At 42.9% G+C, this 23571-nt stretch carries 20 protein-coding genes and 1 tRNA gene; 12 read left to right on the top strand and 9 right to left on the bottom strand.

Going from position 1 to position 23571, the window contains the following annotated elements; all coding sequences use genetic code 11:
- Nucleotides 1-132: 132 nt before the first annotated feature.
- Nucleotides 133-1107, bottom strand: a complete 975-nt coding sequence (gene nadA, locus DP114_RS32235) for a quinolinate synthase NadA (protein WP_169264765.1) — start codon at nt 1105-1107, stop codon at nt 133-135.
- Nucleotides 1108-1600: 493 nt separating this feature from the next.
- Between nadA and DP114_RS32230 the strand changes: the two genes are divergently transcribed.
- The 3 genes from DP114_RS32230 to DP114_RS32220 all read left to right on the top strand — a co-directional run bounded on the left by DP114_RS32230 (nt 1601) and on the right by DP114_RS32220 (nt 3839).
- On the top strand, nt 1601-2560 hold the full coding sequence (locus DP114_RS32230) for a TIGR04168 family protein (protein WP_246162937.1): 960 nt from the start codon (nt 1601-1603) through the stop codon (nt 2558-2560).
- Nucleotides 2561-2636: 76 nt separating this feature from the next.
- A tRNA-Ser gene (locus DP114_RS32225) sits at nt 2637-2721 on the top strand.
- Between the two features lie 122 nt (nt 2722-2843).
- Nucleotides 2844-3839: a DNA cytosine methyltransferase gene (locus DP114_RS32220; protein WP_171978057.1), complete on the top strand. Its 996-nt coding sequence runs from the start codon at nt 2844-2846 to the stop codon at nt 3837-3839.
- Nucleotides 3840-3848: 9 nt separating this feature from the next.
- Here DP114_RS32220 and DP114_RS32215 read toward each other — a convergent pair whose 3' ends face one another.
- A complete protein-coding gene (locus DP114_RS32215) occupies nt 3849-3986 on the bottom strand; it encodes a hypothetical protein (RefSeq protein ID WP_211178408.1) in 138 nt (45 codons plus the stop codon).
- A gap of 248 nt (nt 3987-4234) precedes the next feature.
- Here DP114_RS32215 and DP114_RS32210 point away from each other — a divergent pair, with 248 nt between their 5' ends.
- From DP114_RS32210 to DP114_RS32200, 3 genes are read left to right on the top strand one after another with little or no spacing between them, the layout of a single operon-like run.
- The gene (locus tag DP114_RS32210; RefSeq protein WP_169264763.1) at nt 4235-6421 is read left to right on the top strand and encodes a DEAD/DEAH box helicase; all 2187 of its coding nucleotides are present in this window, start codon (nt 4235-4237) and stop codon (nt 6419-6421) included.
- 34 nt (nt 6422-6455) lie between these two features.
- Nucleotides 6456-6704, top strand: a complete 249-nt coding sequence (locus DP114_RS32205; protein ID WP_172195369.1) for a hypothetical protein — start codon at nt 6456-6458, stop codon at nt 6702-6704.
- Between the two features lie 44 nt (nt 6705-6748).
- Nucleotides 6749-8179, top strand: a complete 1431-nt coding sequence (locus DP114_RS32200; RefSeq protein WP_171978056.1) for a serine hydrolase — start codon at nt 6749-6751, stop codon at nt 8177-8179.
- Nucleotides 8180-8429: 250 nt separating this feature from the next.
- Here DP114_RS32200 and DP114_RS32195 read toward each other — a convergent pair whose 3' ends face one another.
- Nucleotides 8430-9332, bottom strand: a complete 903-nt coding sequence (locus tag DP114_RS32195; protein ID WP_169264761.1) for a S1 RNA-binding domain-containing protein — start codon at nt 9330-9332, stop codon at nt 8430-8432.
- Nucleotides 9333-9503: 171 nt separating this feature from the next.
- Nucleotides 9504-10241 carry a dienelactone hydrolase family protein gene (locus DP114_RS32190; RefSeq protein WP_169264760.1) on the bottom strand — a complete coding sequence of 246 codons (738 nt, stop codon included), beginning with the start codon at nt 10239-10241 and terminating at the stop codon, nt 9504-9506.
- A 357-nt stretch (nt 10242-10598) separates the two neighbouring features.
- Between DP114_RS32190 and DP114_RS34575 the strand changes: the two genes are divergently transcribed.
- Nucleotides 10599-10763 (top strand): hypothetical protein, encoded by a 165-nt coding sequence (locus DP114_RS34575; RefSeq protein WP_216669953.1) that lies wholly within the window; start codon nt 10599-10601, stop codon nt 10761-10763.
- A gap of 28 nt (nt 10764-10791) precedes the next feature.
- Nucleotides 10792-11778, top strand: coding sequence for a GntR family transcriptional regulator (locus DP114_RS32185; RefSeq protein ID WP_171978055.1), 987 nt, complete (start codon nt 10792-10794; stop codon nt 11776-11778).
- Between the two features lie 35 nt (nt 11779-11813).
- Here the strand turns inward: DP114_RS32185 and DP114_RS32180 are convergent, their stop codons facing one another.
- The 4 genes from DP114_RS32180 to tig all read right to left on the bottom strand — a co-directional run bounded on the left by DP114_RS32180 (nt 11814) and on the right by tig (nt 16555).
- Nucleotides 11814-12716: an alpha/beta fold hydrolase gene (locus tag DP114_RS32180; RefSeq protein ID WP_169264758.1), complete on the bottom strand. Its 903-nt coding sequence runs from the start codon at nt 12714-12716 to the stop codon at nt 11814-11816.
- Between the two features lie 62 nt (nt 12717-12778).
- Nucleotides 12779-14119, bottom strand: coding sequence for an ATP-dependent protease ATP-binding subunit ClpX (gene clpX, locus DP114_RS32175; RefSeq protein ID WP_169264757.1), 1341 nt, complete (start codon nt 14117-14119; stop codon nt 12779-12781).
- Nucleotides 14120-14128: 9 nt separating this feature from the next.
- On the bottom strand, nt 14129-14824 hold the full coding sequence (gene clpP / locus DP114_RS32170; protein ID WP_171978054.1) for an ATP-dependent Clp endopeptidase proteolytic subunit ClpP: 696 nt from the start codon (nt 14822-14824) through the stop codon (nt 14129-14131).
- A 270-nt stretch (nt 14825-15094) separates the two neighbouring features.
- Nucleotides 15095-16555 (bottom strand): trigger factor, encoded by a 1461-nt coding sequence (gene tig, locus DP114_RS32165; protein WP_169264755.1) that lies wholly within the window; start codon nt 16553-16555, stop codon nt 15095-15097.
- A 722-nt stretch (nt 16556-17277) separates the two neighbouring features.
- Between tig and DP114_RS32160 the strand changes: the two genes are divergently transcribed.
- The 4 genes from DP114_RS32160 to DP114_RS32145 all read left to right on the top strand — a co-directional run bounded on the left by DP114_RS32160 (nt 17278) and on the right by DP114_RS32145 (nt 21840).
- The gene (locus DP114_RS32160; protein WP_169264754.1) at nt 17278-18318 is read left to right on the top strand and encodes an aspartate-semialdehyde dehydrogenase; all 1041 of its coding nucleotides are present in this window, start codon (nt 17278-17280) and stop codon (nt 18316-18318) included.
- Nucleotides 18319-18568: 250 nt separating this feature from the next.
- A complete protein-coding gene (dapA, locus tag DP114_RS32155; protein ID WP_171978053.1) occupies nt 18569-19453 on the top strand; it encodes a 4-hydroxy-tetrahydrodipicolinate synthase in 885 nt (294 codons plus the stop codon).
- A gap of 294 nt (nt 19454-19747) precedes the next feature.
- The gene (locus DP114_RS32150) at nt 19748-21520 is read left to right on the top strand and encodes a ribonuclease J (RefSeq protein WP_169264752.1); all 1773 of its coding nucleotides are present in this window, start codon (nt 19748-19750) and stop codon (nt 21518-21520) included.
- Between the two features lie 95 nt (nt 21521-21615).
- Complete coding sequence (locus tag DP114_RS32145) at nt 21616-21840, top strand: hypothetical protein (protein WP_169264751.1); 225 nt, start codon at nt 21616-21618, stop codon at nt 21838-21840.
- Between the two features lie 28 nt (nt 21841-21868).
- Here the strand turns inward: DP114_RS32145 and DP114_RS32140 are convergent, their stop codons facing one another.
- Nucleotides 21869-23065: an anion transporter gene (locus tag DP114_RS32140; protein WP_169264782.1), complete on the bottom strand. Its 1197-nt coding sequence runs from the start codon at nt 23063-23065 to the stop codon at nt 21869-21871.
- Nucleotides 23066-23571 lie beyond the last annotated feature (506 nt).

Here is a 23571-nt window from a genome sequence, read left to right as displayed (position 1 = left end):
TCCAAACCTCTATCCACAAAACTGAAGAATCCAGTAACTCACTGAGTAAACGCGCAGTTGAGCGGAAAAGTTTCCTTCAAACTGACACCAACCGTCTCTACTAGCTCCTCAGTAGTTATTTTCATAAGAGTTTTATACACTCATCTCTAGCATTCGTTGAATTGGTCGCAATGCTGCCATGCGAATATTCTCTGGCAACGTGATTTCGGGAGAGCGATTTTTCATCGCACTGTAGAGTTTTTCTAAGGTATTTAACCGCATAAAAGGACACTCGTTACACGCGCAGTTATTCAATGGTGGTGCGGGTATAAAGTGCTTGTAAGGCGCTTGTTTTTGCATTTGGTGAATGATTCCAGGTTCTGTAGCAACGATAAATTCTTGGGAAGGGCTTTGTTCACAATATTTTAGTAAAGCAGCTGTAGAGCCGATGAAATTTGCATGGCGCAAGACACTAGTTTCACATTCTGGATGAGCGATCGCCTCTGCTTCTGGGTGTGCAATTTTTAACTGCACAATTTTTTTCTCAGAAAAAGTTTCATGGACAACGCAACTCCCTTCCCACAGGACTAAATCTCGCCCAGTTTTTTCGATAACATACCGTCCTAAATTCCGGTCTGGGGCAAAAATAATTGGCTGATCTATAGGAATCTGCTGCACAATTTTGACGGCGTTGGAACTGGTGCAGATTATATCACTCATTGCCTTAATATCAGCAGAGCAGTTGATGTAAGAAACCACCAAATGGTTTGGGTGTGCTGCTTTAAAAGCTGCAAACGCCTCTGTTGGACAACTATCGGCTAAAGAACAACCAGCATTTAAATCTGGTAAAAGAACCATCTTGTCCGGATTAAGAATCTTTGCAGTTTCTGCCATGAAATGGACACCAGCAAAGACAATGACATCTGCATTTGTATCAGCTGCAGCTTTGGCAAGCTGTAACGAATCTCCAATAAAATCTGCAATATCTTGAATGTCCGGTTCTTGATAGTAATGTGCCAGGATAACCGCATTGAGTTCTTGTTTAAGAGCCTCAATTGCTGCAAATAAGTCTAGTGGTAGATCACCCTGTTCGGTTTTTTCTCGTTGAGCAAGTGCAGTCGTAAACACAGTTAAACGTTGCTGAATGTTACAAGTTTTGTCTGGTGGATTTAATTATAGTAGTTTTTACCAAAAATGTTTGAGGGGTGATGCTCCTCTGTTAAATTGTGTGAAGAATAATTCAGAACGCATCAACTCAGCTTGGGCACTTGTTATGAGCAATTGGTAACCCGCGACTCAGGATGTTGACCACATGCATCAAAGATTTGCTGAAAGCTTGTACCTTCCTACATCGCACTTACTAGGGAGATCCAACAAAAAAAATATCCAACAAGAATGCCTATGGCTGACGCCACGGCTATCGCTGAACAACAACGAGACTACGACTAATTAACGAGTTTAGGCTGTTTCCAGCCCATAGGGCTGGAAACAAGGTTGGATATTTTTTTCGCATGGTTTGTGCCTTACGCACAGAACTCATGCAGCAATCGGTGATATCTAAACTTCTTTTATTTTTGTGAGTTGGTGCGTTCTGTCTTGGTCAAAATCCTCTAATTTTCCTATGCTGGAAACAGATGGCAAGGAAAGTGGCATGACCAGTCAGAAAACAAACTCAAAAAATTTGAAAATTGCTGTAGTAGGAGATGTTCACGACCAATGGGAAGAAGAAGACGGTATTGCACTCAAGCATCTGGGTATTGACTTAGTACTGTTTGTTGGAGATTTTGGCAATGAGTCGGTGGAAGTGGTAAGAGCGATCGCATGCCTTGACATTCCCAAAGCAGCAGTCATGGGGAACCACGATGCCTGGTACACTGCCACAGAATGGGGACGCAAGAAGTGTCCTTACGACCGCACCAAGGAAGACTGGGTACAGCAGCAACTAGATTTATTGGGTGAAAGCCAAATCGGTTACGGTAAGCTAGATTTTCCAGATCTAAATTTAACGGTTGTTGGAGGTCGTCCGTTTAGTTGGGGTGGACCAGAGTGGAAATATAGTGATTTCTACCAACAGTGGTATGGTGTGACTAGTTTTGAAGAGTCCACAACGCGAATCGTGTCAGCAGTTAAAAGTGCAGCTTACCAAACAATAATTTTTATAGGTCACAACGGTCCTACAGGGTTGGGCGATCGCCCAGAAGACCCCTGCGGCAAAGATTGGCACCCCATAGGGGGTGACTTTGGCGATCCAGATTTAGCAGAGGCGATATCTCAAACTATCACAACTGGTAAAATTATTCCCCTGGTCACATTTGGTCATATGCACCACAGCCTGCGACATACAAAGAAAGAGCCGCGAAAGCGCATTTTTAGAAGTCCAGAGGGGATAGTTTACTTGAACGCGGCAAGTGTACCCAGGATTGTAGAACATGGTAGCCATAAGCAGCGTAACTTTTCCATTGTCCTGCTGGAAGATGGTGTGGTCTCCCAAGTCTCCCTCGTCTGGGTTGGAAAGGATTTCAGCATTGTATATGAGGAAATTCTTTATCAAAAACCCACTCTGGTAGTGCAAAATGCATAGAGAATGAGATATAATTCATATCTGGTTGGCTTTGTTTTTGGCTGACCGCTGACAGCTAAAAGCTGACAGCTTTACTGGAGAGGTGGCAGAGTGGTCGATTGCGTCCGACTTGAAATCGGATGAACCGAAAGGTTCCGGGAGTTCGAATCTCCCCTTCTCCGTTGAAAGATTTGTGATGACTTGATTCAGCGTAACAGCACAAATTAGGCATTTGATCAGCTGTAATAATATTTAGGCGAGATTTAAGTTGTTTCCCTTAAAACTTTATAGCTTCCTGTCACGAATGGTTCTTGAACCTATCACAACCACAAAAACCGTCATTGAGTTATTTGCTGGGGCTGGTGGTTTAGCACTTGGTTTAGAAAAGGCAGGACTGGTAGCCAAAGCACTAATTGAAATTGACAAAGACGCAGCAGCAACACTTCAGCATAACCGTCCAAAATGGAATGTCATTCAGGCTGATGTGTCTAAAGTTTCTTATGCAGGAATGAGTGCAGACGTTGTAACTGGAGGTTTTCCTTGCCAACCTTTCAGCTTGGCAGGTAAAGGTTTAGGGTTTGAGGATACCCGTGGAACCTTATTTTATGAATTTGCCCGTTGTGTTAAAGAGGTACAGCCTAAACTATTTCTGGCTGAAAATGTTAGAGGTTTAATAAGTCATCAGAAAGGAAAAACGCTCGATACAGTTCTATCTGTTCTGGAATCTCTTGGTTATAACGTCCAGTATCGTTTACTAAATGCAGTTAACTATGATGTTCCTCAAAAGCGAGAAAGAGTCATCATTGTCGGAACTCGTCCAGATATTCGCTTTCAGTACCCTAGTCGTTCTTCTAAAATTCTGACTTTGAGAGATGCCTTGAAAGATGTTCCACCTTCTGAAGGAATGAAATATAGCCCTAAGAGAGCTAAAGTTTTAGAATTAGTTCCACCAGGCGGATGCTGGCGAGATTTACCTGAAGATATTCAAAAAAGCTACATGATGAAAAGCTACTATCTTACAGGTGGGCGTACTGGTATGGCACGTAGAATTTCTTGGGATGAGCCAAGTCTAACTCTGACTACTTCTCCCTCACAAAAACAAACGGAACGCTGTCATCCGGAAGAAACTAGACCTTTTACAGTAAGGGAGTATGCCCGAATTCAAACTTTTCCCGATGATTGGGAATTTATCGGTGGTGTACGCTCCAAATATAAACAGATTGGTAATGCAGTTCCTGTAAATTTTGCTTATCACTTAGGAAGAGCTATAGTTAATGTGCTAACAAGTGCATCTCATTGATTTATTACCTCAGTAAGCTTTATCAAATAAGGTTTTATAGCTTGCTCGCTGTTGTTCAGTGAGCCTATCAAGTCCAGAAACTTCACCGATCACGTCTGGTAATACATTAAAAAGCATACTTAATGCCCCTGGCACGCCAGTTGCCATATCGTATTAATCAACGCCCAAGTCATGACTCCATTACGAAATGCTTTATCTGCAACCTCACTGCTGAGCACTTGATGAAAAAATTATTACAATAATTTAAACTAACACCGCATATCTGCTGAACTCAACCAGCTACGTAGTTCCGTGTATTCGCAATGGCAAGTATCAGATTGCCAGTGCTAGCCTGACAGCATTACTCAAAATACTTTTCTTGTATAAGAAATTGAACTAGTACAGGTAGGGACTACATGATTGTTGGGCATGAGGAACAAAGCAGCAAATTTATCACGACTGAACCATTAAAAGTTACCACTGAAGCAGGTGAGCAGAAAGTTTGGGATGCTGTAAAGAGTGCTTTTTCTGATAGAAACTGCATTGGCTACTGGCGCTATCCAATTTTCTCGAAGGTCGGAGAAATTCGTAAGGAACCTGATATTCTGATTGCTGATAGAGAATTTGGTTTAGTGGTCATTGAAGTACTGCCAGTTGTAATTGACCAAATTGTTACTATTCATGATGGCATTTGGCAGTTGCAAAACTATCACACTGCAGAAGCTAACCCTGATCAAAGAGCCGAACATCAACTGCGAGCATTAATTGCATACACAGACCGTGAACCTGCTATCTGGCGTAGGGTTACCGGACGAGCGATCGCTGCATTACCTCTGATTACCCAAGAACAATGGCAACAAAAAGGCTTTGACCAATTACCCAACTGTCCTCCTCTAATTTTCCAAGATCAGCTAGGTAAAGTTGGTTTTACCGAACGCATTCAACAAACTGATCATGTAGTTCCAGGGGAAAACCTGGAAGATAAAGACTGGGAATTGCTACTGTCAGTTATGAGTGGGACACCCGTGTTTCGTAAACCTCCTCGTGCGACAGTTTCGACGACAGGCAAAACCCGCGCCAGTATTATGGACTGTTTGCGTCAAAGACTATACGAAATAGATTTACAGCAAGAACATATAGGAAAAGAAATTCCTCCAGGTCCTCAGCGGATTCGGGGTATTGCAGGTTCAGGCAAAACTGTGCTGCTATGCCAAAAAGCGGCGATGATGCACCTCAAGCATCCAGACTGGGATATTGCCTTGGTGTTTTTCACGCGATCGCTCTACGATTTGATGATTGGGTTGCTAGATCAGTGGATACGCCGTTTCAGTGGTGGTGAGTTGCAGTATGATCCGAAAACTAATCTCAAGCTGCGAGTGCTTCATGCGTGGGGAGCAAAAGAACATCCAGGTTTGTACAGTATCATCTGCGACTACCACGGCAAAAGACGCGGAACGGTTGTAGACACAAAACAAAGACAACCTAACCGGGGTTTAGCAGACTTATGTAAACGGCTACAAGAAGAGATAAAAATTGAGCCGATTTTCGATGCCATCTTGATTGATGAAGGTCAAGATTTAGTAGCCGAAGATGATTTGAAATATGAAGATAAACAAGCAATTTATTGGTTGGCTTATCAAGCTTTACAACCTGTCAGTCAGGAAAAACCAGAGGAACGCCGCTTAATTTGGGCTTACGATGAAGCACAAAGTCTCGATAGTATCGTAGTACCAAAAGCCAAAGAGGTATTTGGCGAAAATTTGAGCAATCTTTTGAGTAAGCAACCCCAATATCATGGTGGTATTAAACGTTCTGAAGTGATGCGCCGCTGTTACCGCACTCCTGGAACAATTCTCACAGCGGCGCATGCAATTGGTATGGGTTTGCTACGTCCAGAGGGGATGCTTGCAGGTATCACTAATAAAGATGATTGGAACAAAATTGGTTACGAAGTTAAGGGAGACTTCCGGCGTATTGGTAAGCCGATAACTGTACATCGACCGTCTCAATATTCACCCAACCCTATTGCTGAACTTTGGGGCAACCCTATATTAGAATATCAAACTTACGGTTCTCGCCAAGAAGAAATGACAGTTCTGGCCCAGAACATTATGCATAATATTGTTCATGATAGTCTTAATCCCAGCCGTGATATCTTAGTCGTCATTTTAGGTTCTACTTCCGAAGCAATAGAGTTAGAAACTGAAGTTGCGGGTTTCTTAATGGACCAAAAAATTGATGTCTATATCCCCACTGCTTTGACTTTAAATGATTTAGTTCCCCAATGGCCCAACAACGACCCAGATAAATTTTGGCATGAAGGTGGCGTTACAGTGTCCCGCATCAATCGCGCTAAAGGACATGAAGCTGATATGGTCTATGTGGTTGGCTTTGATAATGTCGCTCGCAATGAAAGTGATGTCAATTGCCGTAACCAATTGTTTGTCGCTTTAACTAGGGCGCGGGGTTGGGCAAGTCTGAGTGGTGTCGGTCATTATCCGATGTATGATGAAATGCGGCAAGTGATTGCTAGTGGTGATACTTTCACATTTACCTACAAGCGTCCACCGAAACGCGATATTGGTGATGGGGAAGCAGTTTAGCAACGGATGTAGTAGAACTTTTTGCCAATGAATATTGGCAAGTTCTCTTAGAACCTGCGTTGTGCAATATTTACTACGGAAAGGGGAAGTGGCGACGACTCGCGAAAACTTCCCCTTGGGCGATAGCGTTTGCGTAGCGCCCCCTATGCCTGCGGCACGGCTACGCCTATCGGGGCTAGCGCTGCTGCTTTCAGCAGATCGCTCCATTACCAGAACAGGAGGATTATATTTTTCAGGATTGTACCGCAACTCGTTAAATAACTTAAACTTAAAAGTCGTTTGACTGAATTGAAGATGCTTTTTTATTGGGAGGTGTGAACAGTCACCATGCAAGGTCTGAGTGAATTTATCAATGAGGCGATGCAAGAGTGGAAAGTACCTGGGCTGGCTATCGCCATCGTTAAAGATAGCCAAATCATTTTTTCTGAAGGCTTTGGCAAGCGAGACGTAGAAAAAAATTTAATTGTTACACCACAAACTCTCTTCGCAATTGGTTCTTGTACAAAACCCTTTACCACAATGGCGATGAGTATCTTGGTAGAAAGGGGCAAATTAGACTGGGATAAACCTGTCAGAAATTATCTGCCCACTTTTAAACTTTATGACTCTTATGCAACTGAACATATCACGCCCCGTGACCTCGTGACTCATCGGTCTGGCTTACCCCGTCATGATGCTATGTGGTCTCAAAGTCCCTTCACGCGTCAAGAAATAATCGAGCGCTTACAATATCTCGAACCTACTCACGAATTGCGTACTGTTTTTCAGTATCAAAATTTGATGTACATGAGTGCTGGCTACTTGGTTGGTGAAATTGCAGGGAGTAGCTGGGAAGAATTTGTGCAACAGGAAATTTTTAATCCTTTGGAAATGAGAGACAGTAATTTCTCTGTAGAAAAATCCCAAAAAGCTGCTGATTTTGCACTTCCTTATGCAGAAAAAGACGACAAAGTTGAGAAAATCCCCTTTTGTAATGTCGATGTTATTGGTCCAGCAGGTTCGATAAATTCCAATGTTGTTGATATGGCTAAGTGGCTTTTACTCCATCTTAATCAGGGTAAGTATGGCGAGAAAGAAATTATCTCACAAAGTCATCTGCAACAGATGCACTCTCCACAAATCGTGATCACTCAAACGCTGGAATATAATGAACTTTTTTATTATTTTTATGGTTTGGGATGGTTTATTAGCGCTTACAGAGGTCATAATTTAATTCAGCATGGCGGTAATATTAATGGATTTTCTGCGCGGACAACTTTGCTGCCTCAAGACAATATTGGTATAGTAGTTCTGACTAATATGGATGATAATCCAGTCATACATACTGTGACTTATTATGTATGTGACCGTTTGCTCGGTTTAGACGAAGCTTCTTGGAATGAACGAATGAAGGAAAAATATGCTCAAGCTAAAGAAGCTACTGCAAAAGCTAGGGAGCAAATCGCTTCAGATCGTAAAACTCCAACCCAGCCTTCTCATCCTCTAGAAGATTACACAGGTAATTTTGAGCATCCAGCATACGGAATCTTATCAGTTAAAATTAATGATAATCGTTTAATAGCAACTCATAATTCAAATATTTATAAATTAGAACACTATCACTATGACATTTTTGTTGAATATGAGTTGTTTGATGAACCAAAACTAATGTCTTTCTTAACTGATACCAAAGGCAATATTAGTAGCCTGACGGTTCCCCTAGAACCGACTGTGAAAGAGATTTTATTTACCCGCATACCTGAAAGCAGCTCTGTTTAATCCAGGTAGCAGCGTAGAGGCACACCCCGATACGTCGTCACCAAGGCAACTATCTGTTAGCTACTATGAAAGACTACATGCTGAGTTCCCAATCTAGGAGCTATCTGTCCGTATACGCCCAGCCAATCGGAGATTGGCTCCCTGAACGGAGTTCAGGGGAGGCACTTCGTGCCTCGGACGTAGAACCGGCGAAGCCATCGCCCCAAAGAGCGAATCGCACCGCCTTAAATCTTCAAAGACTAACAAATACCTATTCTGAAACCTTGTTCCTTGCTCGTTCTGCACGCGCCTGGGCTGATGCCATCACCTCGTCCATATTTTCTAGCATCTCACCAGGGAAATTTTCCAGAACTCTAGTGGAAAGAGCAACCCGACCTTTGCCTTGATCTAAATCTATAATGACAGCTTTTATTGGTTGACTGAGCTGAAACACTTTTTCCAAATTGTCAATAAATTTCTGGCTCACCTGCTTAATATGCAGCAAAGCGCTTGTGCCATCTAAATCTACAAACACGCCAAAGGGTTTGATACCAGTTACTTTTCCGGACACTAGCTGACCAATTTCTAACATACTGAAGCTAGCAGATTGGGTTGCGATGCGCTGGGAAAGAATAAGCTTGTTGTTAGTACGGTTAACTTCTAAAAAGCCAGTAGTGAGAGATTGACCTTTGAGTGCTTCTAAATTATCTCGCTCAACCAAGTGCGATCGCGGAATAAATCCTCGTAAACCCTGCACATCAACAGTCACTCCACCCTTATTTAAATTTATTACCCGCACTTGTATCGTTTGGGAATTCTCTTGCATTTGCGCCAGTCGTTCCCAAATCTGCTTGATTTCTAATTGCCGTCGCGAAAGGGTGACTTGACCTTCTGCATCCTGATCTCTGATGATTAAGAATTCTAAACTCTCATTTAGTGGCAGCACCTCCGATAAATTGGTTACTGCTCTCAAAGAAGCCTCATCGCGGGGAATAAACGCTGACGATTTGCCACCAATATCGACATATGCCCCATCTGAATCAAGTTGGAATACTCTGCCATGCACCACTTGTCCCTTTTGAAACTGATAATCGTGTGTTTCGAGTGCTTTGGCAAAGTCGTCCATTGTAAATGACGAATCGGCTTTTTGAGAAAACTTGGCTTCGGAATCCATGACTCTTAAAGATAAATTGCTATTCTAGCTAACGCCACTGAAGTTTGATTCAACACCAAACAACACTATTCGAGTGACTATGATTGCTTATAAAAACTGTCCTTAGTCATTGGTTATGACTCATGACTAGGGACTAGCTTAAAGCAAAGCGGACGTAAATCAATTGAATAGTTATAGTTGTTTAAACAGTTGTTTTACCTGCTCCCAAGCATCGGCTGCGGCTATAGAATTATAACTGGGACGTTGGTCGCAGAAAAATCCGTGGTCAGCTCCATCGTAGCGAAAGAGACGATGAGGAATGTTGTATTTTTCTAACTCTGCCTCAATTTGGTCTACCTGTTCCTGTGGGATACTAGCATCTTCTATGCCAAAAAAGGTGTAAAGCGTGCCTTTAACATCTGGGGTAAGCGTGATAGTGGGATTCCCACCTCCTGGTGTGCGAGTCGTGATACCAGCACCGTAGAAGGAAGCGGTGGCTTTGATTTCTGGTAAAGTAGAAGCAAGATAAGCAACATGACCACCAAAACAAAAGCCGATGCAACCAAAGCCGTTTTGCTTTACATTCGGTAAAGTTTTCAGATAGTCAATGGCTTTTTGAATGTCGCTTAATAGTTCTGAAGCTTTTGTGTGCTGTGCGTATTGTCTACCCACTTCTATATCTTCTGCAGTGTAGCCAGTTTCAAATCCAGGGGCAACTCTTTGGAAAAGTGCGGGTGCAATTGCCAGATAACCTTCTTTGGCGATACGTTCTGTTACATCGCGAATGTGGGAGTTGACTCCAAAAATCTCTTGTAAAACTACAACTCCTGCGTAAGAACCTTCTTCAGAAGGCTGTGCCAGATATGCCTGTATTTGCAAATGATCTTGCGAAAGATTAACTGTTGTGGTATGTATTGCTAGCTCTGCCATAATAGTTTTTACCAGTTCTCTGTGACTATATAGATATGTTGATCGCTCAAGCTAATGTCCAATCAAATTATCAACTACAAGTAACAATCGCACCAGAATTTTTCAATAGAGAAATTCAATATATGAGTAAAATATTTGACGGAAGAAAGAACTCAGAACTCAGAACTCAGTAGTCAGAATAGGAATAAGGAATCATGTTGCTAGCACCATTATTCATTTATTGAAAAAAGAAAAAGAATTGTTTTAAGGCACGTCGTTCGTTCGCCTTTGGCGTGCCTGCAGGGCTTAAAAACAAAGCGTCCTTATTTAAATCCCAGAACGCCACACAAGGCTTACGCGGCGCAGCGCGATTTATTTATGGGGAGGCAACGCGGACGCCACATGCCTACGGAGGGAAACCCTCCTGCAGCAGTGGCTCGTCTTGGAGGTTTCCTCCTTAGAGCGCTTGCCGTGATGTATTCTGAGTTCTGCGTTCTGACAACTGAGTTCTTTTTAAGCTTAGCAGTCACAGCTGGTCAATAAGAGCCATTATCACGCAGGAGATTCGGTAATGATTCAGTTTCGTATTCAGCCAGACAGTGAAATCCCCGCATCAACCCAGCTGTTTAATCAAATCCAATTTGCGATCGCCTCTGGACAGTATCCTCCGGCTTACAAACTGCCCAGTACGCGGGCATTGGCAATGCAGACTGGGTTGCACCGCAATACTATCAGCAAGGTTTATCGTCAATTAGAGGAGGAAGGATTTGTAGAAAGTCTTGCTGGCTCAGGAATCTACGTTCGCGCTCAAGGTCATGAGGGTGGTGGTAAGCTACAATCGCCAATTCTCAAACAATATCCTCAAGCATACAAAGTTGTCCAGCAAGCAGTTGACGAACTGCTCTCCCAAGGCTGCTCGCTTAATCAATCGCGTGAGATATTCTTAGCTGAAATTGATTGGCGTTTGCGTTGTAGCGCGAGGGTGCTGGTAACAGCTCCGACTCAAGACATCGGTGCTGGAGAATTGATGGTGCATGAATTGGAAGAATCCCTCAAAATACCAGTACAGTTGGTAGCTATGGAAGAATTAGCTGCTGTGCTAAATCAAACTTCCTCAGCTACAGTAGTCACACATCGGTATTTTATTGGGGAAGTGGAAGCGATCGCAGCGCCGAAAGCTGTGCGCGTCATTCCCCTTGACATACAAGACTATGCCAAAGAGTACAACCAATTTAAAAATCTACCAAAAGACAGCTGTCTTGCGATCGTCAGCCTCAGTCCTGGCTGGCTTCGAGCTGCAGAAGTTATCATCCACGGTTTACGAGGTGATGAAATACTCGTGATGACTTCGCAACCAAAAGATGCCTACAAACTTCAGGCGATGGTGAAGCGGGCACAGGTGATTTTTTGCACCGATAAACCCAGTTTTGCTGCGGTGCAAGCAGCTATACAAGTCGTTCATGAAGACATTATTCGTCCACCCAAGCTGATGTGTGGTGACAATTTTATCGGTAGTAACTCGATTAACTTGCTCAAACGGGAGTTAGGGTTGGGGTAATAAATAATAGTTAACAGTTAACAGTTAACTGTTGACTATTGCAAAAACTCTTGCACCCGTTTGAGGTAAGTAGGTGCATCTTCCAACATTGGGAAATGAGCCGTATTTGGAATCATGACAAACTCAACTTTATCGTTAAGTGCAGCTGCCTGACGACCCATCTGGGCTGGAATAATTTTGTCATACTCACCCGCCACCAGTAGCGTAGACACGCTCAGTTGAGCAAACTCCTGTGGCATCAATTCAGCTGCGGCTTTACTCACAGATGTAAAAATTGTGCCTAAAGCAGCATCATAGTCTGCTTTGAGAAAATCTTGTAAGAAAGCCCGACGTTCTGCCGCTGGTATGGAACGATGCAGAAATCGTGCCATAAACATCCGGTCAACAAACGGTATTTTATCCAGCCACTTTGGACGAAATTTGACCACGTAGCCACCGAACTTATGAAAAGTTGTAAATGCTTTTTCGTCGTACTCAAAAATACCACTACAGGTCAAAATCGCTTTTTTCACTCGTTGTGGGTAACGGTTAAGAAACAAAGTAGCAATGGATGCGCCCATCGAATGAGCAGCAATATATACGCGTTGAATGTGCAACTTATCTAGCAAAGCTGCTAAGTCGTCTGTGTATTCCTCTAACTCATAAGTTAACTTTTGAATTGCTACAGATTCTGCCTGCGGTGACTCCAACTCAATAGACTCAACGACAGATTCACTCGCTTTGGCTACGCTTGGTTGCCCATAGGAACGCCCAAATCCCCGCAAATCATAAAGTAAGCAATCAAATTGTTCTGATAAAGCATGAGCAGTACCCTGCCAATACCCACAAGAGCCAGCCCAGCCGTGGATAAAAACCATCACAGGTTTGTCCTCACTATCTGATGGCTTCTTTATCCACTCGTAGTAATGCTCAGTACCACGAACATTTGTGTAGGACATTTTTCAAAAGTCAAAAGTCAAGAGTTAACAGTATTTTACTCATGACTGATGACTAATAACAATTAAGCTGATTCTGGCTTAGGTAGTGTGGAAGGGTGCATCAGTAGTTCGGCAGTAGAACGCTTCTCTACCATTTCCCGCGTGACTGTGCAACGAGTGAGATCTTTACGCGAAGGCAACTCGTACATCACATCCAGCATCAATTCTTCCACAATGCCCCGCAGCGCTCTCGCGCCGGTTTTGCGGCGGTATGCTTCTTGAGCAATAGCTCGCAGAGCCTCTGGTTTAAACTCTAACTGGACGTTATCCATCTTCAGGAGCTTTTGGTACTGCTTGACCAAGGCACTACGCGGTTGGGTCAAAATTGCCATCAGCGCCTCTTCATCCAGCGGTTCTACCACCGCTACCATTGGCACCCGTCCAATAAATTCCGGAATCATCCCAAACTTCACGAGGTCATCCGGTTCTAAATAGCGCAGAGTGTCAGCTGTACGCTTGTCCTTGGACTGACCTTCTCCTGGTTGTACAAAGCCTATCGACTTTTTGCCAGTTCTCTGCTCTACAACTTTTTCTAAGCCAACGAAAGCACCGCCGCAGACAAACAAGATATTACTCGTATCAATTTGTATGCAGTCTTGATAGGGGTGCTTGCGTCCTCCTTGGGGTGGTACATTGGCAACTGTCCCCTCTAACATTTTCAGTAAAGCTTGCTGTACGCCTTCACCAGAGACATCTCGGGTAATTGAGGGGTTCTCACTCTTGCGAGCAATCTTATCTATTTCGTCGATGTAGATAATTCCGCGCTGCGCTTCTTCGACATCCAAGTCTGCAACTTGCAACAATCGCAGCAAGATATTTTCTACATCTTCTCCCACGTAGCCTGCCTCTGTTAGAGTTGTGGCATCAGCAACAGCAAAAGGCACATCAAGAATTTTTGCCAGAGTTTGCGCTAGTAAAGTTTTGCCACAGCCTGTGGGACCAATAAGCAGAATATTAGATTTTTGCAGTTCTACCGCATCATCCAAACCTTTGCCACTGCCTTTAGACTGAACCAGTGATAGCCGCTTGTAATGGTTGTAAACTGCGACTGAAAGCACTTTCTTAGCTTCGTCTTGACCGATGACATGTTCATCTAGGTACTTTTTAATCTCTCGTGGCTTAGGTATTTGATTCAATGAGAGATTAGAGGAGCGGGCACGGCGTTTTGGTGGTGGTTCTGACTTGGGTGCTGGCTGCGATGATGCAGCCGCATTTGTGTCGAGTAACTCCTCATCCAGAATTTCATTACACAAGTCAACGCATTCATCGCAGATGTAGACTCCCGGTCCGGCGATTAATTTACGTACCTGCTCCTGAGACTTTCCGCAAAACGAACATTTTAAATGGGAGTCGTACTTAGACATACCAGCCTCTTATTTCAGAATGGTGACGTTTTCCCCTGGTGAGGGAAGATTTTGCCTGGAGATGACTTGATCAATCAACCCGTAGTTTTTTGCCTCTTGGGCCGACATAAAGAAATCGCGCTCAGTATCGGCTTCAACTCTTTCTAACGGTTGACCAGTGTGCTGAGCGAGTAACTGGTTCAACTTAGACTTATGATAAAGAATTTCTCTGGCTTGTATCTCGATGTCAACGGCTTGCCCTTGTGCACCGCCTAGTGGTTGGTGAATCATAATCCGGGAATCAGGAAGAGACATCCGTTTACCAGCGGTTCCTGCGGTTAACAAGAACGCCCCCATGCTTGCGGCTAATCCAAAACATATGGTGACCACATCAGGACGAATCTGCTGAATGGTATCGTAGATTGCCATACCTGCTGTCACGGAGCCACCAGGAGAATTAATGTACAGTTGAATGTCCTTTTCTGAATCTTCAGCGTCTAGAAACAACAACTGGGCAATAATTGAGTTGGCAACGTTATCGTCTATTGGCGTTCCTAAAAAGATAATCCGTTCCCGTAGCAAGCGAGAGTAGATGTCAAAGGCACGTTCTCCCACACCCGATTGTTCGACCACCATCGGGACGATGTTGCTAGGACTGTTTAGGGAGTAGAGTTTAAAGTCACTCAAACTGTTAGGTTGGTAGTTTCCCGACTGTGATACAAGCATAAAAGAACGTTTTACACTAAGTGTAACAATAATTTTGACAGCAAGTGCGGCCTTTTTGATGAGCCTGATTTTTGATGTGGCTATGTGTTAACCATTATGCCTTATATAAATTCCTATCGTGTAAAACAGTATCAAACCAAGACGGTGATGTGTACTGGTACTCAAATAAAGTTTCTTAAACTTCTACCTTCGGACAGGCAGATGGGGGAGAATCAGGGAGTGAGGGAGGGAAACTTCTCACTCTGTTTATCCTTATCCCCTTATCATCTATTATCCCTGTGTTGACTCTGTGTCAACAGACGCAGTTTCAGTAGTAGCCAGAAGAGGTTGTTCTACAGTTTCAGTTGCTGCAACTGGTTCATCTACCGTGATTTCTTCAGTCTCAGTTTCTACTGTACTCAAAGAACCTTCAGGTACCAACTCAATTGTTGAGCGTTCTAGAAGCCAATCGATGATTTTTTCGGTCAACAATTCGTTTTCTACAACCTCAAACATTCTTTTCTCATCAACATCTTTTTCAGAGTACTGCTCCATCAATTCTTTGACTCTGGCTTCGATTTGATCTGCGCTCACTTCGATGGACTCGCGTTTAGCAACTTCCATAAGCGCTAGAGAACGTTTAATGCGCTCAACCGCTTCACCGCGAGAACGCTCCCGCAACTGAGGAATCACATCTTGAGTAAATAACTTTTTGACATCAAGCCCTTGCTGAGAAAGCCGCATAGCTGTTTGCGTCAGCATCTCATTGACTTCTTGTTGAATCATCGTTTCAGGCAAGTCAACTTCCACATGCTTGAGCAGTTCAGCTAACAAGGCTTCTTGCTGATGCGATTTTGTTTTCTGTTGGGCTTCTTTTTGAAAGCGCTCTTCCAAAGAATTGCGCAATTCGTCCAAAGTATCATAATCGCCGACTTCTTGGGCAAAGTCATCATTCAATTCAGGCAGTTCTTTTTCCTTGAGTTCTTTAAGGGTGACAGTGAAAACTGCGGGTTTTCCTGCTAGATCTTCGTTAACATAAGGATCTGGAAACTGAGCAGAGATTTCTCTGGTTTCTCCAGGATTCATCCCCACTATCCCTGTGACAAAGCCGGGAATGAATTTGTCTTCTTGCATCTCCAATTGGAAATCAGTTGCTTCTCCCCCCGGTATTGGCTGGGGTTCAGCAGTTTCGTCTTCACCAACAGAAGCAGCAATAACTCCTTTGAAATCTACCACAGCCACATCATTTATTTGCGCTGATCGCCCTTCCACAGGAATTAATGTTCCCATTTGTTGGCGTTCGTCTTCTAAGGCTTTGTCTACCTGCTGTGGATCGTACTTCACTTCCTCAGCTTTGAATTGCAAGCCCGTATATTCACCCAAATTTGGTTCTGGTTCCACATCTACAAATGCAGAAATTATCAGCGCTTTTCCTGGTTCATAATTACTAATCAATTCCTCAAAAGAAGAGCGTAGCTGTGGTTGACCGAGCACCTGGATTTTTTCTTGTGAGAGTGCTTGCTCAATGCCATATTGAATGACTTCTTCTAGCGCAGCTGCCTTGATTCTAGTTGTGCCAAGGCGCTGCAGAAGTATCTGCCGAGGTACCTTGCCTTTGCGAAACCCAGGAATATTTGCAGTACTTGCTAAGTTCTTAACAACTTTTTCGTAAGTTTCCTTGGTCTTTTCTGGCGTAATCTCTATTTCCAGACCAATTTGACTGGCGGGAAGTTTTTCCTGGGTGACTTTCATGCTTCGTCTCTATTATTTGTATTTCTTTTTACTTGTTGTCTACTGACGCCAAAATTTGCGTCTTTAAGTTAAAGTTTCTTGACTTGGATTCAAGGTGGCTACATGGCTTGATTATATCCAAGTGCACCAGGGTCTGCTTATAACACTTATTTAGTTTACTTTTGTTGTCAAAAAACTTGACATTTGAGCGCAAACTAGTTTCCTGTTCTCAACTCCAAATTGTTTTTTCCCAAAGGGCTAACACCGTGATATCCTGGTTCTCAACTAGCACTGTTGCACGCTAAGGTTGTCGCATTGGGGCTGGCTGCTATGTCGAACTGAGCGCTGATGATTGCCTAGCTCCTGTGTTGTGAGAATAGGTTATTATTGCAATGCTCTTCTTAGTCCATTGAATCATAGTACACCAATCATCTTGACAACGCATCTATTGAAGGATAAAACCAGTTTTGAGTTATGCAAAAGTTTAGCTCATCCAGATGTTGAAAGATGATCTACTCTATAATAGAAGTCTTAATTTTCAAAAAAAAGTTTCGTCATCAAGTATTGTAAATTGCCATACGAATCAGCATGAGTAACAAAAGAAATGTATTAGATTAAGAATTACAACCATTTTTTCAATAAAGAAAACTATTAAAAAGTTTATTTAATGTCTGCTATTGCCATTTAAGCTTTGAATTTCTAGAAGAAATTGCACAGAACATCTCGTAAAGGAGGAAGTCAATTTGTCTAAATCCTACAGGGTAGCTATTTTGGGAGCAACTGGTGCGGTTGGTCAAGAGTTGCTGGAATTATTGGAGAACCGTAATTTCCCTGTTTCTGATTTAAGGTTATTGGCATCAGAACGCAGTGCAGGGCGAACACTGCCTTTTCAAGGGGAAAATTTGCCAGTAGAAGCAGTGAGTGAAAAAGCCTTTGAGAATGCGGATCTGGTGCTTGCGAGTGCAGGTGGTTCCATCTCAAAAACTTGGGCACCAAAAGCGGTCGCGGCGGGTGCTGTGGTGATTGATAACTCCAGTGCGTTTCGCATGAATCCGGAAGTTCCTTTGGTGGTTCCAGAAGTCAATCCAGAAGCAGCAGCGAACCACAAAGGTATCATTGCTAATCCCAACTGTACAACGATTTTGATGACTGTGGCAGTGTGGCCCCTACATAAAGTATCACCAGTACAGCGCCTTGTGGCTGCAACTTACCAATCAGCCAGTGGTGCTGGTGCTAAGGCAATGGAAGAAGTGAAAATTCAAGCAAGTGCTATTTTAGAAGGTAAGCAACCTGTAGCTGAAGTATTTCCCTATCCATTAGCATTTAATGTCTTCCCGCACAACACCCCTTTGAACGAGTTTGGGTATTGTGAGGAAGAAATGAAAATGGTTAACGAGACTCGCAAAATCTTTGGGAGTCAGGATATCAGAATCACTGCAACTTGTGTACGGGTTCCCGTACTACGTAGCCATTCGGAAGCGATTAACCTAGAATTTGAGGTACCATTTAGCCCAGAGAAAGCGAGAGAAGTTCTCAGTCAGGCACCGGGTGTGAAATTGGTAGAAGATTGGAAGGCAAACCATTTCCCAATGCCGATTGAAGCCACAGGTCGAGATGAAGTTTTGGTAGGGAGAATTCGTCAGGATATTTCTAACTCGTGTGGCTTGGAACTGTGGCTGTGCGGGGATCAAGTCCGCAAAGGCGCAGCCTTGAATGCAATACAAATTGCTGAGTTATTAGTAGCAAAAAATCTACTCAAAGGGGCGGTAGCGGTTAGTCATTAAGTGAGACAATCTGCTACTTTGAGGGTATCGAGCTGGGTATGGCTCTGCTGTTGGGTCTTAGTCATAACTGATTTGGTTATGAATGCCAAAAAAAGGACAAAGACAAACGAGAGAATGTGTAAATTACGCTTGAAAGTCAGAGTCAAATAGGTTATCACAATATAACACCACCAAGATCCACAAAAAGCGAAGAACAAACAACAACAAAGAAGAAACAAAGAAAAGAAGAATATTTAGGAGTGAAAAGAGGGTGGTAGATTTTGGCAGAGTTCTAACCGCTATGATTACGCCGTTTAAGGAAGACGGCAGTGTGAATTATGATGTAGCTGCAGCACTAGCAGCACATCTAGCGGACCATGGTACAGATACAATGGTGGTATGTGGAACTACGGGAGAATCTCCTACCCTGAGTTGGGAGGAAGAATACCAGTTGTTTTCTGTGGTATTGCAGGCCGTGGCGGGAAAAGCTTTTGTGATCGCAGGGTGTGGCTCTAATTCAACAAAAGAAGCAATTGCCGCTACCCAAAAGGCAGTTAAAATAGGAGTACATGGCGTACTACAGGTTGTTCCTTACTACAACAAACCCCCCCAAGCAGGGCTTTATCAGCACTTTGCTGCGATCGCTCAGGCGACGCCTGACTTACCGTTGCTGTTGTACAATGTCCCTGGTCGTACAGGTCAAAATCTCCAACCGGAAACTGTTGCTCGGTTAGCTGAAATTGACAATATTATTGGAATTAAGGAATCGACAGGCAATATAGATCAAGCAAGTGAAATTCGTCGCTTGACGCCAAAAGAATTCCAGATTTATTCTGGTGATGATTACATGACTTTGTCTCTGTTGGCAATAGGGGCAAAAGGTGTCGTCAGTGTGGCTTCTCATCTGGTAGGAAACGAACTACAAAAGATGATTCAAGCCTTTGATTCAGGTAAAATTCAAGTAGCTAGGGAAATACATCTCCAACTCTTTCCTCTGTTTAAAGCTTTATTTGCAACGACAAGCCCCATCCCAGTCAAGAAAGCATTAAATCTTTTAGGTTGGGAGGTTGGTTCAACTCGTCTCCCATTGTGCGAACCTGACTCAGAAATCAGTCAAAAGTTAAAACTCGTTCTCAAAGAACTTGATTTAATTTAATAGGAATATAATGAAGGCAGACGGGCTAATTTGCGAAAGATTTTTATAATAAAAGTGCTTTATTTTACCAAGAGATGGGTAAAACTCCTGTGCTAAGACTGGATAAATATATTATGAATTTTGAGCTTTTAAAGCCGAATTAATTAAGCAACAATTGAACATCTGATAAAGAATCAGCTGTTTTCAGACTGATTTCATAGCCTATTTGTCTTGTCAGTTTTACAACAATTGATTGACAAAGAACAATCTTTAAATTTCACATTTTTATCAACAAAGAACACGAGTAAGGAGAATATGGCTAAAAACGAAACTTTAGCCGCCCTAAAAATCATTCCGTTGGGCGGTTTGCATGAAATTGGTAAAAATACCTGTGTTTTTGAGTATGACGATGAAATTATCCTGCTAGATGCAGGATTGGCTTTTCCCACAGACGGGATGCATGGAGTCAATATAGTACTCCCAGACATGACTTATATACGGGAAAATCGCCACAAAATTAAAGGTATGATTGTTACCCACGGTCATGAAGACCATATCGGTGGGATAGCCTTTCACCTAAAGCAATTTGAAATTCCTGCGATTTATGGTCCGAGACTAGCACTGGCAATGCTGGAGGGGAAATTGGAAGAAGCGGGAGTGCGCGATCGCACTGAGTTAAAAACTGTCCTCCCCCGCGATGTGGTGAGAATTGGCAAACATTTCTTTGTAGAATATATTCGCAATACACACTCCATCGCTGATAGCTTTACTGTAGCGATTCATACACCAGTTGGAATACTTATCCATACAGGGGATTTTAAAATTGACCATACGCCCGTAGATGGTGAGCATTTTGACTTGCAAAGACTAGCCGAACACGGGGAGAAAGGCGTACTGTGCTTGATGAGTGATTCAACAAACTCAGAAGTACCGGGATTTACGCCTTCAGAACGTTCTGTGTATCCAAATCTGGACAGAGTCTTCAGTCAAGCCACTGGGCGATTATTTGTGACAACCTTTGCCTCCAGCGTGCATCGGATTAACATGGTTTTGCAACTGGCGCAAAAGTATAAGCGTGTCGTGGGCGTGGTAGGTCGTTCCATGCTGAATTTGATTGCCCATGCCCGTAATCTAGGATACATCAAGTGTGATGAGAATCTCCTTCAGCCGTTGCAAGCAGTCCGTAATATACCTGAGGAAAAGGTCTTAATTTTGACGACTGGTTCTCAAGGTGAACCGATGTCAGCAATGACTCGGATTGCCAATCAAGAACATCCCCATATTAGAATTCGCCAAGGAGATACGGTCGTCTTCTCAGCCAACCCCATTCCTGGAAATACAATTGCTGTAGTCACCGTCATCGATAAATTGATGATGCAGGGAGCAAATGTCATCTATGGTCGGGATAAAGGAATTCACGTCTCTGGTCATGGATGTCAGGAAGACCAAAAGCTGATGATTGCTCTGACTAAACCCAAGTTCTTCCTACCAGTTCACGGAGAACATCGGATGCTCGTCAAGCATTCCCAAACAGCTCAGAGTATGGGCATTCCTGCTGAAAACATGGTGATTATTCAGAATGGAAATATCGTCGAACTCACAGAGGAATCAATGCGTGTTGCTGGTAAAGTAGCATCTGGTCTGGAACTGGTAGATACTTCCGGTAGTGGCATGGTTAGTGCCAAAGTGCTCCAAGAACGGCAACGTATGGCAGAAGAAGGTATTGTCACAATTGCGATGGCGCTAGATTGGAATGGCAAGTTGATGGCAAAGCCAGAAATTCATCTGCGAGGTGTTGTCACGAGCATCGAGCGCCCCTTGCTGCAAAAGTGGGTACAACAGCGGATTGAAGAAATCCTCAGCGTTCGCTGGTCAGAATTTGCCCCCTCTTTTGATGGTGAAAATCAACAGGTGGATTGGGGTGGATTGCAAGGGCTTTTGGAGAGGGAACTCGCACGCTCTTTGCGCAAGGAACTACATTGTCAACCGTCCGTAACTTTATTGATGCAAATTCCTGACGAACCACCAGTAAAAGTTTCTGATGGAAGAAGACGTCGTACTCGTACTGCAGCTCAGGTAGCATCGTAGTAAAGTTATAGAGTGTAGAGTTTTAAGTTTGTTGGTTAACTAACCAAAAATGAAACTGCACAAGGGTGGAATAGCGTTGCTATCCACCCTAATTTATGATCAAACTGCACCAGTTTTCATTGTATGGTGTATTCCTATTGGTTGAAATTCAAGCATTCTTTCTGGATAGCGGACATCTTTTGGATGGGATATTCCAAAATGCTCAAGTTGAAATTGATGCCAAATCAGATGTTCAGATAGCCTTGCCTAAAACTACTCAATTTGAACAAGCTGATTTAGGCGATGGTAAAGCTGCTGAAATCAATAAAATTGAGCGGTAAATTTCAGTGGAAGCGTCATCAAAGATATTCAATGAATCAACACATACACTAGAAGTAAAGTTAACACTGTCAGCGGTACCCCAAAGCGCAGATGTTCCCAAAAAGTTAACTTGTACCCCAACTCACCAGCTGCTTCTGCGAGGATTAAGTTAGCGACTGAACCAAACAAAGTTAAATTTCCAGCTAGGGTTGAACTAGCTGCAAGTAATAGCCAAGACTGGGTATTATCTTTAGGAATTAAGGGTTGCAGCAGGAGTACAGCAGGAACGTTAGAAATTAGATTAGATAAAACAGCTGTTACGCTTAAAAGACCAACACCAGAGTTAACTACATAAGTAAATGGCTGCAACAAGTTCAACTTTTGTGTCACTTTTGTTAGGATGAACAGTCCAGAAAACATCATTAGCAAATTCCAGTCCACCTCTTTGAGAATTCGCTGTGGTTTAATCCTTCGAGTGATGAGCAAAAGGCTAGCAGCTACCAAAGCAGATACTGCTAAAGGTAAACCCACAGCAAAGGCGATAAGCAACCCAGTGGTGATGATAATGGTTTTTTGATAAAGAGGTTTGAAAATGCGTCCCTTCTTAAGGAGTAATTGCTCGCTGGGTTGAGTTGAGCGCACCTCAGGGTAAAGTAGCCACAATAATCCTATCTCAATTACCAACCCTATCAAAGCGACGGGAGCTAATGCCCGCAGAAAATCTATGTAGTGAATACCAGAGAAAGAGCCAATAAGAATGTTTTGGGGATTACCGCTCAAAGTGGCTACTGAACCAATGTTAGTTGCTCCTGCGAGTGCAAGTAGATAGGGAATTGGATTCAAGTTCAGCGCTTGTGTCAGACTCAAAGTCAATGGTGTCAAAATCAGTGCCAAGGTGTCATTGAGAAAAAAGGCGGAGAGGACACCACTCACACAAGTTAAGGCGATTAACAAACCAAAAGGACTGCGGGTGAAACTCAACAGCACTGCTAGTGCCCGCTGAAAAAAACCAGCAAAGGATAGATTAGCATTGACAACCATCATGCTTAACAAAAACACGATGGTAGTGGCATCAATGGCATCCCATGCTTCTTGCAAATTGAGAGCACCCAAACCAATGAGAAATGCAGAACCTACCAGAGCAATTGTCGCACGGTTCATCCGTAGACCTGGAAGATAGCCCAGTGCTAATCCCAGGTAAGTTAGCCCTAATACGCCATAGATTGCAAGTTGTCGAAGGAGAATCACAAATTTATGATGCTGTTATCAGCAGCTCTATAGCTATCAGCAAAATTACTCATATTCCAATGTCATATTACCACTTTCCAACTAAGGGTGAAAATGTGGGTAAAATCGCGGAAAAATGGGTTTTAAAAAATCGAAATTCTTGATTTTTAATTAATTTTCTTCCTTGTATTCTTTTTCTCTCCTACTTAGCCTCTCTTATCTATAAGTATTTTTTTGGGGAAGGTTGTAATATTTAAAAGTCACTACCAGCGTCGAATTTACACAGTTTTGCTTTTAGCTAATGACTACCTGAATGCAAAATTGTAGTATTTCTACTTACGCAATCAACAGTGACGTCAAATGTATTTTATTTTGTGAGAAAGTTTTAGTAAACGTTACACCTTTATCTACCCAAAGGTAGATTTCTTTACTAAAAATTTAATTACGTCAAGTGAAAAAGAAGATATCTCTATTGCACCTGTGATCAAAAGGAAATTGCGCTTAACTTGACGTAATATAGAACA

The organism is Brasilonema sennae CENA114 (assembly GCF_006968745.1).
Classification (GTDB): Bacteria; Cyanobacteriota; Cyanobacteriia; order Cyanobacteriales; family Nostocaceae; genus Brasilonema; species Brasilonema sennae.
The sequence above is the reverse complement of the archived record's forward strand: the minus strand, read 5'-3'. Positions and strand labels throughout refer to the sequence as shown.